The following is a 13,431-nucleotide window of genomic DNA, read 5'->3' on the forward strand; positions in this document are numbered from 1 at the left end:
CGTTCTCGCCCGGCTCGCTGCCGAGCGAGATGACCGAAGCGTCGACGCGCGGTCCAAATCTTTCGCTGTACATCGCACCCTGACGGGAAGACCCGCACAATAGCGCATGGGCGGGCGTGGTTTTGTCAGCGCACCTCATCACCTATCAGTTACTCACGGGCATGAAAGGCGGGCAACGGGAGATCGTTTTGGAGACACCGCTTCAGACGACGCAGGCCGCGGGTAAACCACGAGACCAGGCTGCGATCGAGTTTCCGGAAGCTCCAATGCCCGGGGTCACTTTGCGCCTGGGTTTTTTTCTATGGCGGCAAACTCAGCTTAACGAGCCGCTCCTCCAGTGGATGTCCCGTGCCGCGGGTTGGAGCGGCGCCGTTTGGACCGTGCGCAGTTCTTGCCCGACCAGCGGGCCGCCATCATAGGCATTGACCTCTGGCGGCCGAAGGCCGGACGCTCATCGCCGCTCCTTGATCTCGATCCCGAGCGAGCGCAGCTTGCGATAGAGGTGGGTGCGTTCCATGCCTGCCTCCTTGGCCATCTTGCTGACGTTGCCGGCGTGCTTTTCCAGCTGATAATCCAGATACGCCTTCTCGAACTGTTCGCGCGCGGTGCGCAGTGGCTGGTCGAAGGACACCAGACCTTCCAGCGCCTGAACCTGAATCGGCGGCGGCGCGCCGAGCGCGGTCTCGACTTCTTTCTGCCCGATCTCGTCGCCGGCGCCCAGAATCAGCACGCGCTGGACCAGGTTCTTCAGTTCGCGGACATTGCCCGGCCAGCCGTAATTGCGCAGAAAGTTCTGCGCGCCGACGCTGAAGCGACGGTAGGGCAGTTTTTCGTGGGTGGCGAAATAGTCCAGATAAAAATTCAGCAGGTCCGGCACGTCCTCGGCATGTTCCTGCAGGGACGGGACCGTGAGCGGGACGACGTTGAGATGATAGAAAAGATCCTCGCGGAAGCGTCCGGCGCGCACCTCGTCTTCCAGGTTGCGCTGGGTGACGGCGACGATGCGCACGTCGATGCGCACCGGTTCGTTGCCGCCCACGCGCAGGAAGGAACCGCTGTCCAGGGCGCCCAGCAGTTTCAACTGCGCCTCGAGCTCCATGTCGGCGACTTCGTCGAGCAGCAGGGTGCCGCCCGCGGCCTTCTCCAGACTGCCGTAATGGGTATGCTCGCCCTCTTCGGTTCCGAACAGTTCGCGCGCGGCGTTGCCGCCGGCCAGCGAGGAGACGCTGAGATCCACGAAGGGCCGTTCGCGCCGCGCGCTTTGGGAGTGCAGATAGCGCGCGAAGGTCTCGCGCCCGCTGCCGGCCTCGCCCATGATCAATACCCAGGTATCGTGCTGGGCGATACGCTTGACCTGTTCGCGCAGTCGCTGCATGGACGCGCTGCGCCCGATCGGTTCATGGACCTGCGGCGTGCGGCGCTTTAGCCCGATGTTTTCCTGCTGGAGTTTGTCCGCCTCCAGCGCGCGCTCGACCGTGAGCAGCAGCTTGGCCATGGACAGCGGTTTTTCGAGAAAGTCGTAGGCGCCGAGCCGGGTGGCCTCCACCGCGGTCTCGACCGTGCCGTGACCGGACATCATGATGACCGGGCAGGGCAGGTTGTCGTCTTCCGACCATTCCTTCAAGAGTGTGATGCCGTCGATGTCGGGCATCCAGATGTCCAGCAGAATCAGGTCCGGGCGCCGGTCGCGCAGGGCATGACGCGCGGTCTCGCCGTTTTCGGCAATGGCCACGGTATAGCCTTCGTCCTCCAGAATTTCCTGGACCAGGCCGCGAATGTCGGGCTCGTCGTCCACCACCAGGATGTGTGTTGCGCTCATGGGTGTTTGTCTTGCTCCAGACCTTGGTTCGTCCGCGGGGCGGCTTGCCAGACCGGCAGCCGGATCCTGATCAAGGCGCCCTCGCCGGTGTTTTCAGCCGCGATCATACCGCCGTGCTCCTCAATAATCTTCTTAACGATGGCGAGCCCCAGCCCGGTCCCCTTGGCTTTGGTGGTGACATAGGGCTCGAAGAGCCGTTCCAGCAGGTGAGCCTCGAAACCGGGACCGTTATCGGTCACGGTGAGCTGAATCGCGGCGCCGGCGTCCCTTTGGGAAGCCTCTGGGGCCAGGTCGTCGATCACTGTCGTGGTCACGCCGATGCGTGCATTGGCGCGGCCATCCAATGCCTCCTGCGCGTTTTTGATCAGATTGTGGATCAGTTGCCGCAGTCGCAGCGGATCGCCGCGAACCTGAACCCCCGCCGCGTTCAGACCGATGTGCAGCGCGGGCGTCCCGGCGCTGCGATAAAGATCCAGAACCTCCTGAATCAACTGGTCGAGAATCAACGGCTCCTGCTGAATCCGGGGCGCCCGCGCATAGTCCGAAAAGTCGTTGACCATGGCCTTCATGGCCTCCACCTGCGCGATGATGGTGCTGGTGGCGCGGTCGATGATTTTGGCGTCCACCTCGTCGGCCTTGGACAGTAGCTTGTGACGCAGCCGTTCGGCGGAGAGTTGGATGGGGGTGAGCGGATTCTTGATCTCGTGGGCCAGACGTCGCGCCACCTCGCCCCAGGCGGCGTTGCGCTGGGCGGTGATGAGCGAGGTGATGTCGTCGAAGACCACCACATGACCGCGCTGCTCGGAGTCCGGCAGGGGTAGCGGGCTGCCGCGACACAGGAGCGTCTGGTTGCTCTCGCCGCGTTGCAGGATCACCTCGGCGCGCCATGCCTCGCCGGCGGCGAGGTGACGGCGGACGGTTTCGGTCCAGGGGGTGAGACAGGGCTGCTCGCGCTCGATCCGTTCGAGCGTCGGACCCGCCTCCTCGGCGAAGCTCAGGGTCAGAATGTTGCGCGCGGCGGGATTCGCGGTGCGCAGACACTGGCTTTCATCGAAGGCCACGACACCCGACGAAAGACGGCCAAGCACGGTCTCCAGATAATTGCGTTGGGTCTCCACCGCCAGTTTGCTGCGCGCGGCATCGTCGCGCGCCCGGGCGATCCGCCGCGACATGGCATTGAAGGAGGCGACCAGAAAGGTGATTTCGTCGTCATGCGCCGGTAACGGGATCTGCTGCTCGTAGTCGCCCGCGGCGATGGCGCGGGTGCCGCGGGCGATGTCCGCCACCGGCGCGACCAATCTGCGCGCGGTATGAAAGGCCGCGATCAAGGCCGCCATGAGGCCGAACAGGAGCACCAGCGACAGGGTCAGCGAAAAGCTGAATTTGAGCGACTGGCGCAGATAGGCCAGCTCGGTGTAGCGATTGTAGGCATCTTCGAGACGCGCCGAGAGTTCGCTGATGCGCGCGGAGGTCGGGAAGATCGCCTGCATCTGCATCTCGCGTCCGCCGGGATCGTTGACCAGCGCGCGCACCACCAGTTCGTCGCCGGGGCCGCTTTCCAGTCCGACATAATTGTTACCGGCGCGCACGCTCTGCTGAATCTCGCGCTCGGCGTGGTCGGGGACCAGTTGCGTGGGATCCTCGTTGGCCGTGCCCAGCACCTGGCCGCCGGGTCCATAGACGGTCAATTCGATGGCGCCGGCCTGACGGCGCCGATGATTGAGACTGAGCGCGATCGCGGTTGCCGAGCGGTCCTCGATGCCGGCGAGCAATTGCTCGGTGTATTTGCCGAGCACCCGTTGGTTGAGATCGAGCGATGCCTGATTCAGCAGCAGCGCATCCTGCATGGCGCGTCCGATTTTGACATCGAACCAGCTATCGATCCCGCGCAGGAGAAAGCCGAGCGAGAAATAGTAGACCACGCCCACCGGCAGCAGCGAGATGAGCGCGAACAGGGTGACGATGCGCGCGGTCAGTCGCGATCCAGCCGCCTGGCGGCGATGACGCCGCACCAGCTTGACCACGTTGACCGCCACCAGCACGGCCAGCACCAGGAGTCCGGCCAGCACCGCGAACAGCAGCGGCACGAAGGCACGGCTGAGCGCCTCGGAGTTCTGTACCGCGTCGCGCATCAGCACCAGCACCACGAACAGTCCGACGATCAGGCCAGCGACGGGCAGGATTCCGAGTTCGCGCAGTTTCATCAAGGGCTTAGCGGCCACTTATTCCACTCGCTGGAGAGCTTCCAGGACGGTTTGAGATAGGCCATGGGGCGCAGCGGCAGGGGCAATTCCTCGATGTCCAGAAAGACCTTGATCTGGAGTTCGTAATCCTCTTCCTGGTCCAGTTTGTCCTGCGCGATCAGCTGCACGTTCTGAAGTTCGCCCAGCGCGCGGATCGCGGCCTCGCGGGTCTCGAATCCGCGCCCGCTGGTGCCCGGCAGGCGGTACACCTCGTAGCGTTCGGACAATGGCTTATAGCGGATGGCGTAGCGCATCTGCCGATCCAGCAGACTGTCTTCCCACAGCCAGGCGTTGACGCGCCGGATTTGCAGGTGGATGACGATCGTCAGGGGAACCCCGTTGTTCAGCGCTTCCAGGGCCTCTTCACTGAACGAGGAGTCGATGGTGGCGTCCAGATAATAAACCCCATCCTCCAGCCGAATGCGGGACTGCCGGAACGCGAAGTCGTCCCCCGCGAGGGCGGACGACAGGATGATCCAGGTCAGGAGCGCGAACGCCAGACTCAGTGTCAGCGCTTGCCGAATCCGTGTTGCGTGTCCCCCGCTCATGCGTCCGCCCGTTCGATGAGCGCATAGTAAAAGCCGTCGCTCCCGCCGGGCGTTGGCAGCCACTGACGCCCGTGAGGGCAGGTCTGGCCTGAAGCGGTCGGCAGATCCCGTTCGCGCGCCTCGGGCTGACGGGACAGATAGGCGGCGATCTGCTCGTGGTTCTCCTCGGCCAGCAGCGAACAGGTCGCATAGAGCAGGCGTCCGCCGGGCGCGAGCAGGGGCCAGATGGCGTCGAGCATCGCTGCCTGCGCCGCGGCGAGTTCGGGAATGTCGCGGTCGCGCCGCAGCCATTTGATGTCCGGATGGCGGCGGATGACGCCAGTGGCGGAGCAGGGGACATCGAGCAGAATGCGGTCGAAGGGGCGTTCGGTCCAGGTGCCCAGGGGAGCGGCGGCATCGGCCTGGATGACGCTGGCCGTCAGACCGAGCCGGGCGAGGGTCGCGCGCACGCTGTCGAGCCGCGAGGCGTCGCTGTCGATGGCGATCAGGTCGAGTGCGTTGTCGGCCCGTTCCAGGATGGCGGCGGTCTTGCCGCCGGGCGCGGCGCAGGCATCGAGGACGCGCTGTCCCGGGGTGGCGTCTAGCCATTGAGCCGCGAGTTGGGCGCCGCTGTCCTGCACCGACACGAGCCCGCGCTCGAAACCGGGGAGATCCCGGGTGGCGCGGGGGCGATCGAGGATCAGGCCCGTTCCGCACTCCGGGACGGGGCGCGCGGCGATGCCGGCGACGGCGAGCTGGTCGGTGTAGTCGCTCAGGCTGACGCGCAGTCGATTGACCCGCAGGGCCATTGGCGGACGCTCGTTGCTGGCGTCGACGATGCGCTCCCAGTCCGCGGGCCAGTCGCGGCGCAGGCGGGTCAGCAGCCAGTCGGGAAAGAGCCAGCGGGCTCCAGGCTCATGCTCGATCTCGGTCAGCAGGGTCTCACGTTCGCGCAGGAACCTCCGCAGCAACGCGTTGACCAGGGGCGCCTTGTCCGGCTTGCCGAGGAGTCGGCTGGCGTCGACGGTGGCCGACACCGCGGCGTGCGCCGGAATCTTCATCGCGATGAGCTGATACAGCCCGACCAGGATCAGCGCCTCCAGATCCCGGTCGGATGTCTTGACGGGGCGATTGAGCAAGCGTCCGGCCAGCGCCTCCAGCCGGGGCAGGAGGCGCAGCGCCCCGTAGGTCATCTCCTGGATTAAGGCTTGATCGGCGGGTGTGCGCGCGGCCTGGGGCTGCTGGAGAACCCGCGTCAGCGACTGACCCTGATCGCGGACCCGATGCAGGTTGAGCGCGGCGGCCGCGCGCGAGTCGGCGCCGGCGGGAGTGGCTGGACTCGCGGCGTGCTGTCCTGGATCAACCAAGCCGCCGCCCGTCCAGGTGTCGTGCATTGAGGAAATCCGTTGCGCTCATGGGTTTTTTTCCGGCAGGCTGAAGACGGACGATGCGCAGCGTGCCCCGACCGGTCGCCACGACGATGCCGGTCTTGCCGGTGGCGACGACCTCTCCGGGCGCGGCCGGGATCGCCGCCCCCTCGTCGGCTTCGGCATCCCAGACGCGCAGCACGGCGCCGTCCAGGCTGGTCTGCGCGACCGGCCAGGGATCGAAGGCGCGCACCTGACGCTCGATGGCGTCGGCGGGCTGGGTCCAGTCGATGCACGCCGCTTCCTTGGTGAGTTTGTGCGCATAGGTGGCGAGCGCGTCGTTCTGGGGCTCGGGGACGGACGAACCGTCGAGAATTCCCGGCAGGGCCGCGAGCAGCGCGCTGGCGCCCAGGATGGCGAGTCGGTCGTGGAGACTGCCGCCGGTTTCGCGCGGGCCGATCGGCGTCTCGACGCGATGGTAGACCGGACCGGTGTCGAGACCGGCTTCCATCCCCATGATGCAGACCCCGCCGAGCGTGTCGCCGGCGAGCACCGCGCGCTGGATCGGCGCCGCGCCGCGCCAGCGCGGGAGCAGCGAGGCATGCACGTTGAGACAGCCGAGGCGGGGCGCTTCCAGGACCGCGACCGGGAGGAGCAGTCCATAGGCGACCACCACCATCAGATCGGCATCGAGCGCGCGCAGTTGGGCGACCGCGTCGGCGTCCCGTTTCAGGCTCTCGGGCTGAAAAACCGGGACAGCGTGTGCCTGGGCCAGCGCCTTGACCGGGCTCGCCTGGAGCTTTTGGCCGCGTCCGGCGGGGCGATCCGGCTGCGTGTAGACCGCGACCACCTCCAGCCCGGCGGCGCGTCCGGCGTCCAGCAGGGCGGCGAGACTCGGGACCGCGAACTCGGGCGTTCCCGCGAAGATGACTCGGGTGCTATTCATCGCTGGGCCATCGCATCGTCCGAGCGCCGGAACCCCGACCGACCTCCCGACCCGGAGCGCGCCGGCGAGGGATACGCGAAGGCGCGCTTCGCGCCGACTGCCCGCGCTGACCGGTCCGCATCAGAGGATGCCCCGTCGCGGTTCGCCGGCGGGTGCCGCGGACTGTCGCAGATCTTTCTCCAGTTTGCGGCGGATGCGCTGGCGCTTGAGCATCGAGATGTGGTCGACGAAGAGTTTGCCTGCCAGATGGTCGATCTCGTGCTGGATGCAGACCGCGAGCAACCCATCGGCGTCCAGGGTAAAGGACTCGCCCGCGCGGTCGAGCGCCTGGACGCTGACTCGCTCGGCGCGGGTGACCGTTTCGTAAAAACCCGGTACGGAGAGGCAGCCTTCGTCCATCTGTTCCGTGCCTTCCAGCGACAGGACGCGGGGATTGATCAGGCACAGTGGCGTGTCATGGTGTTCGGAGGTGTCGATCACCAGCACCTGGAGCGGGACATCGACCTGGGTGGCCGCCAGGCCGATGCCCGGCGCGGCGTACATGGTGTCCAGCATGTCGTCGACCAGGCGGCGGATCGCGGCGTCGACGTGCTCAACGGGCCGTGCTTTTTGGCGCAGCCGCGGATCGGGAAAGGTAAGAATATCGAGCTTAGCCATCTTTGCAAGTTTGCAGTAAACGAGTGGAATAGAGAGAGTCGCGTGCGCTACTATCGTTAAGAATACTACACCACCTTAATGGGGGCGGGTGAATCCCGTTTCGACCACCCCGGAGGGTTCGTCGCGCCATGATCAGCCGTTTCGCCATCACTACCCTGCTTGCCGGCACCTTGCTGCTGCTAGCCACCTTGGCACCTGCCGTCGAACTTGCGCCCGACGCGCCGGAGACCTATGTCGTTCGCTCGGGCGATACGCTCTGGGAGATCGCCGGGCGGTTTCTGCGCGACCCCTGGCGGTGGTCGGAGGTCTGGCAGGCCAACGCGGGTCTGGACGATCCGGATCTCATCTACCCCGGCGACGTGCTCCAGTTGACGATGGTCGACGGTCAGCCGCGCGTGCGCGTGGCGCGTGGCGGCAGTGCGGCGGCAGGATCCCGCGACGGCATGCGGGTGGTGCGACTGAGTCCGCAGGTTCGCGCGTCTTCGCTCAAAGAGGCCGTACCGACGATCCGGATTGCCTCGATCGCACCTTTCCTGACCCAGCCCTATGTGGCGGACTCGGATCAGATCGAGCGCGCATCCTATGTGGTGGGGTTCCCGGACGAACATATTGTGGCGGGTTTGCACGACTCTATCTACGTGCGCCGAATCCATTCCAACCAGCAGACGAATTTCCAGATTCTCCGGCCCGGAGACGCGCTGCGCGATCCCGACACCAACGAAATCCTGGGCTACGAGGCGCTCTTTGTCGCCAACGCCGCGCTGGAGCGTATCGGCGATCCGGCCAAACTCCAGGTCGTGCGCTCGGAGCGCGAGGTGTCCATCGGTGATCGCGTGATCCCCGCGAGTGCCGAGAAACCGCTCGAGAATTTTTACCCGCGACCCGCGCCGGCGGGAACCCGAGGCCGAATTCTGTCGGTGCTCAACGGCGTCTCGCAGATCGGTCAATTCGATGTCGTCGTCCTCAATCGCGGAACCCGTGACCGCATCGCACCGGGCCATGTCTTCGAGGCATTCGTCGGCGGCACCAAGCAACGCGATCAGGTGCGCGGCGGCAGTGTCTTCTCCAACTGGCGCAGCGAGAGCCCCTTGTCGACCGAATTCTGGTACGGTCGCGATTTCGAGAATAAGGGCTGGCGTCGCGACGAACCATCCCCGAACGAACCCTTGCCGCTCCACGCGGATTTCCGCCGGAAGAATGCGCAGTTTTTCAAACCCTTTGAGCGGGCGGGCGTCCTGATGGTCTTCCGGACCTTCGAGCGGGTGAGTTTCGCCCTGGTGTTGGATGCCCAGCGCGCCTTCACGGTTGGCGACCAGGTCGCGCCACCGCCCTCCTGATCGCATCTTGGGTCCGCGCTCGAATCCGCTGGACGCGCCGCTCGACGCCTGGCTCGCCTTGGTCAATGCGCCAGGGATCGGGCCGCGTGCCGTCGCTGGACTGATCGAACACTTCGGCAGTCCCGTCGCGGTTCTGCGCGCATCCCCCGAACGGCTTGCCGCCGCGGGCCTGAAGCCGGCAAGCGTGTCGGCCCTCAAACAGCCAGACCCGGACGCCCTCGCGGCCGCGCTGGACTGGTCGGCTCAGCCCGATGCCCATATTCTCACCCTTGCCGATTCCCGTTATCCACCCCTGCTCGCCGAGATTCACGATGCGCCGCCGCTGCTCTATGTGCGCGGTGACGTCGGTCTGCTCGCCGAACCACAGCTCGCCATCGTCGGTAGTCGCAATCCCACGCCGGGCGGACTTGAAACCACCCGGGAGTTCGCCCGGCAACTGGTCGGTTTCGGCCTCATCGTGACCAGCGGTCTGGCGCTCGGCGTCGACGGCGCCGCCCATGCCTCCGCCCTGGCGGGAGGGGGGCGAACCATCGCGGTGCTTGGAACCGGCCCTGATCGCGTCTATCCCGCGATCCATCGGGATCTGGCCCGTCGGATCGCCGACGCGGGCGCGCTGGTCAGCGAGTTTCCGCCGGGGCAGGGGCCGCTGGCCCGGAATTTCCCACGCCGCAACCGGCTCATCAGCGGGTTGAGTCTGGGGGTGCTGGTCACCGAGGCGGCACTGAAGAGCGGATCCCTGATCACCGCCCGTGCCGCGCTCGAACAGGGGCGCGAGGTGTTCGCCGTGCCGGGGTCGATCCGCAACCCGCTCGCGCGGGGCTGTCACGCACTGATCCGCGATGGCGCCAAGCTGGTCGAATCCGCCCAGGACATTCTGGTGGAACTGGCGCCGATGCTGCGTTGCGCGCTGGCGGCCCCAGTCGCGGCGACCGCGGACCTGGCGGACGCGGAAGCAGCGCCTGCGCTGTCGGCGTCCCTTGACGCGGAGTCACGGCGGTTGCTGGATGCCATGGGGTTCGATCCGGTTGCCCCGGATGAATTGATCGAGCGCAGCGGGTTGCCCGCCCAGCGCGTGGGCGCCATGTTGTTGGTCCTGGAATTGAGCGGTCATGTATCATCGGCGCCTGGAGGACGCTATCACCGTTCTCGCACCTAACCCGCGTCAGCGATGACGCCTACCGGTTCATGCCACCGCATGTCATACCGGTCGCGGTCCAGTCATGGCCGGTCATGGCATTGTGTGGCGATTGTCTCCGTCAGCCTGACGGCCGACGCCCTCCACGAGGTTGGTTGATGTACGAAAACATGGTCGATGTGTTGATCTATCTCTATGAGAATTATATGGACGGCGAGAGTCAGCCCCCGGTCGACCAAAGCGATCTGGAAGACGAGCTGTCGGAGGCGGGTTTCAGCAAGACCGAGATCGACAAAGCGCTGCTCTGGCTCGACGAATTGGCCGTTGGGGTCGACGCCCCTCAGTCCCACGATCACGCCACGGGTTCGCTGCGTCTCTACTGCGAGATCGAATGCGCCAAGCTGGATTTGGAAGCGCGCGGACTGCTCCTGTTTCTGGAACAGAGCGGAATCCTCGATCCGGCCAGCCGCGAACTGGCGATCGACCGTCTGCTGGCGATCGATCACCCGCTGGTCACGGTCGATGAAGTCAAATGGGTGGTGCTGCTGGTGCTCATGAATCGCCCAGGCCGGGAAGATGCCTTCACTCAGATGGAGGACATGGTCTATAACGAAGAGCCCGTGTATCTGCATTAAATTGCGTCCGCTAGGGCATGCCTTGTTGCGCGCATGAATCGATTATTGAATCGCTGATGCCGCGTTTCGCCGCTCGCTTTGACCGATCGGCGAGGCTGAATTTGCGCGCGGCAAGGCAGATCGCTCTGGACGCGGCTTAAAATCGGTTTACCCTAGGAAAATCGCGCCACCTCCGACCAGAAGACCACATGAATCTCGTTATCGTCGAATCGCCCGCCAAGGCCAAGACCATCGAAAAGTATCTCGGACCCGATTTCGAGGTCATCGCCTCCTATGGCCATGTGCGCGATCTGGTGCCGAAGGAGGGCGCCGTCGACACCGCGAACGGCTTCGCGATGAAATACCAGATCATCGACCGCAACGAGAAACACGTCCAGGCCATCGCCAAAAAGCTCAAAGGGGCCACGGCGCTCTATCTAGCGACCGACCCGGATCGCGAGGGCGAGGCGATCTCCTGGCATCTGTATGAACTGCTCAAGGGCCGCAAGCAGTTGGGCGACCGACCGGTGCATCGGGTGGTGTTCAACGAGATCACGAAACGCGCGGTCCAGGAGGCGGTCGCGAATCCCCGCGAACTCTCCTATGACCTGGTGAACGCCCAGCAAGCGCGGCGCGCGCTGGACTATCTGGTCGGTTTCAATCTATCCCCGCTGTTGTGGAAGAAGATCCGCCGCGGACTCTCGGCCGGGCGAGTCCAGAGTCCGGCGTTGCGTCTGATCTGCGAACGCGAGAACGAGATCGAAGCCTTCGTCCGGCAGGAATACTGGACCATCGAGGCCGATGCCGCGAAAGACGCCAAGTCATTCAGCGCCAAGCTGACGACCTTCGGCGGCGACAAGGTGGAGCAGTTCACGATCACCGACGAGACCCGCGCCACCGAGGTGCGGCAGACGCTGGAACAGGCCGCCAACGGCACACTCAAGGTCGAGCAGGTCGAGCGCAAGCAACGCAAGCGCCATCCCGCGCCGCCCTTCATCACCTCGACCCTCCAGCAGGAGGCGGCGCGCAAGCTCGGTTTCACGACCCAGCGCACCATGCGGGTGGCCCAGCAACTCTATGAAGGCGTTGACGTGGGCGGCGGCGCGGTCGGTCTGATCAGCTATATGCGGACCGACTCGGTCAATCTGGCCCAGGAGGCGGTGGAGGAGATTCGCGCCTATGTGACCGATCGCTATGGCGCCGCCGATCTGCCGGATCAGCCCCGTCTGTTCAAGACCAAGGCCAAGAACGCCCAGGAGGCGCATGAGGCGATCCGCCCGACCTCGATCCTGCGCGAGCCGGCGGTGGTTAAGGCGCATCTGAGCCCCGAGCAATTCCGGCTCTACGAGCTGATCTGGAAACGGACCCTGGCCTGTCAGATGGCGCATGCGCTGATCAATCAGGTCGCGGTCGATCTCAGCGCGGGAGCGGGCAATCTGCTGCGCGCGACCGGCTCGATCATCGCCGAACCGGGCTTCATGCGCGTCTATCTCGAAGGACGCGATGACGCCAGGAGCGCCGATGACGACGAGGAGCGCATGCTCCCGGAGATGCAGGTCGGGGATCTGGTCGATCTGCTGGCCATTCGGCCCGAGCAGCATTTCACCGAGCCGCCGCCGCGCTATTCCGAGGCTTCGCTGGTCAAGGAACTGGAGGAATTCGGCATTGGCCGGCCATCCACCTACGCGTCCATCATCTCCACCCTGCAGGATCGCGAATACGTCATCCTCGACAAAAAACGCTTTTCGCCGACCGACGTAGGACGGGTGGTCAACAAATTCCTCACCGAGTATTTTCCTGCTTACGTGGACTACGATTTCACCGCGCGGCTGGAAGACGAACTGGACGCGGTTTCGCGCGGCGAGGAGGAGTGGGTTCCGCTACTCGAACACTTCTGGAAACCCTTCAAGGAGTTGGTGGATTACACTCAGGAGAACGTCAAGCGCAGCGACGTGACGCAGGAAAAGCTCGATGAACTCTGCCCCAAATGCGGCGGGCCGCTGTCCATCCGGCTCGGGCGTAACGGACGCTTTATCGGCTGCACCAATTATCCCGACTGCGATTACACCCGCGACCTCAACGCCGACAAGGCGGAGGCCGAGGCGCCGGAGATCGTCGAGGGCCGAACCTGCCCCGAGTGCGGCTCACCGCTGGAGATCAAACGCGGTCGTTACGGCAAGTTCATCGGTTGCAGCGCCTATCCCAAGTGCAAGCACATCGAGCCGCTGGAGAAGCCCGAGGATACGGGCGTGGTCTGTCCCAAATGTCAAAAGGGCACGTTGCAAAAGAAAAAATCGCGGCGGGGCAAGATTTTTTATTCCTGCTCCACCTATCCCAAGTGCGATTATGCGGTCTGGGACGAGCCCATCGCCGAACCCTGTCCAAAGTGCGGCTGGGCGGTGATGACCATCAAGACGACCAAGACCAAGGGCGCGGCCAAGGTTTGTCCGCAGAAGGAATGCGGTTATCGCGAGCCGCTCGATCAGCCCGAGACGCAAGAGGCCGACTCCTGAGCGCATCCAGGGGAGGGTGCTGGCGTCAGCGCCATCGGCTTCTCCAATCGCCGTGGGTGATCGCTGATGTGCGGTTTGCCGAATGGCCATTTAACCCGAATATTTCATGAATTCACCACAAAGGCACGAAGAACGCAAAGGAAACAATACCTTGAGGATTTCCATGCGGCTTGTCTCCTGGTCGAGCCAGCCTCGGCCAAGCTTCCGCCAAACATCCTTGATTCAATCCTTTGCGGCCTTCGCGTCTTTGCGGTGAGAAATCCGGGTTAACTT

Annotated in this window: 10 protein-coding genes; 4 read left to right on the forward strand and 6 right to left on the reverse strand. The window is 64.8% G+C overall.

Annotation, left to right across the window (positions count from 1 at the left end; all coding sequences use genetic code 11):
* Positions 1-451: 451 nt before the first annotated feature.
* The 6 genes from QZY07_RS00630 to def all read right to left on the reverse strand — a co-directional run bounded on the left by QZY07_RS00630 (position 452) and on the right by def (position 7,559).
* Entirely contained in the window at positions 452-1,819 is a 1,368-nt protein-coding gene (locus tag QZY07_RS00630; protein ID WP_295398960.1) for a sigma-54 dependent transcriptional regulator, read from the reverse strand.
* A complete protein-coding gene (locus QZY07_RS00635) occupies positions 1,816-4,023 on the reverse strand; it encodes an ATP-binding protein (protein ID WP_295399004.1) in 2,208 nt (735 codons plus the stop codon). The genes QZY07_RS00630 and QZY07_RS00635 overlap by 4 nt, the downstream gene beginning before the upstream one ends.
* The gene (locus QZY07_RS00640; RefSeq protein WP_295398961.1) at positions 4,023-4,610 is read right to left on the reverse strand and encodes a DUF4390 domain-containing protein; all 588 of its coding nucleotides are present in this window, start codon (positions 4,608-4,610) and stop codon (positions 4,023-4,025) included. Before QZY07_RS00640 ends, QZY07_RS00635 begins: the two co-directional genes overlap by 1 nt.
* Positions 4,607-5,983 carry a 16S rRNA (cytosine(967)-C(5))-methyltransferase RsmB gene (gene rsmB, locus QZY07_RS00645; RefSeq protein WP_295398963.1) on the reverse strand — a complete coding sequence of 459 codons (1,377 nt, stop codon included), beginning with the start codon at positions 5,981-5,983 and terminating at the stop codon, positions 4,607-4,609. Before rsmB ends, QZY07_RS00640 begins: the two co-directional genes overlap by 4 nt.
* On the reverse strand, positions 5,949-6,902 hold the full coding sequence (gene fmt, locus QZY07_RS00650) for a methionyl-tRNA formyltransferase (protein WP_295398965.1): 954 nt from the start codon (positions 6,900-6,902) through the stop codon (positions 5,949-5,951). The genes rsmB and fmt overlap by 35 nt, the downstream gene beginning before the upstream one ends.
* A gap of 120 nt (positions 6,903-7,022) precedes the next feature.
* Positions 7,023-7,559 (reverse strand): peptide deformylase, encoded by a 537-nt coding sequence (gene def / locus QZY07_RS00655; RefSeq protein ID WP_295398966.1) that lies wholly within the window; start codon positions 7,557-7,559, stop codon positions 7,023-7,025.
* Positions 7,560-7,687: 128 nt separating this feature from the next.
* Here def and QZY07_RS00660 point away from each other — a divergent pair, with 128 nt between their 5' ends.
* The 4 genes from QZY07_RS00660 to topA all read left to right on the forward strand — a co-directional run bounded on the left by QZY07_RS00660 (position 7,688) and on the right by topA (position 13,158).
* Positions 7,688-8,896, forward strand: coding sequence for a LysM domain-containing protein (locus QZY07_RS00660; protein WP_295398968.1), 1,209 nt, complete (start codon positions 7,688-7,690; stop codon positions 8,894-8,896).
* 7 nt (positions 8,897-8,903) lie between these two features.
* On the forward strand, positions 8,904-10,052 hold the full coding sequence (dprA, locus tag QZY07_RS00665; RefSeq protein WP_295398970.1) for a DNA-processing protein DprA: 1,149 nt from the start codon (positions 8,904-8,906) through the stop codon (positions 10,050-10,052).
* Between the two features lie 137 nt (positions 10,053-10,189).
* Positions 10,190-10,666, forward strand: a complete 477-nt coding sequence (locus QZY07_RS00670) for a DUF494 domain-containing protein (RefSeq protein WP_295398972.1) — start codon at positions 10,190-10,192, stop codon at positions 10,664-10,666.
* A 188-nt stretch (positions 10,667-10,854) separates the two neighbouring features.
* Complete coding sequence (topA, locus tag QZY07_RS00675; RefSeq protein ID WP_295398974.1) at positions 10,855-13,158, forward strand: type I DNA topoisomerase; 2,304 nt, start codon at positions 10,855-10,857, stop codon at positions 13,156-13,158.
* The last annotated feature ends 273 nt before the right edge of the window (positions 13,159-13,431 follow it).

This window comes from uncultured Thiocystis sp. (genome assembly GCF_903866365.1).
In the GTDB taxonomy this organism is placed as follows: domain Bacteria; phylum Pseudomonadota; class Gammaproteobacteria; order Chromatiales; family Chromatiaceae; genus Chromatium.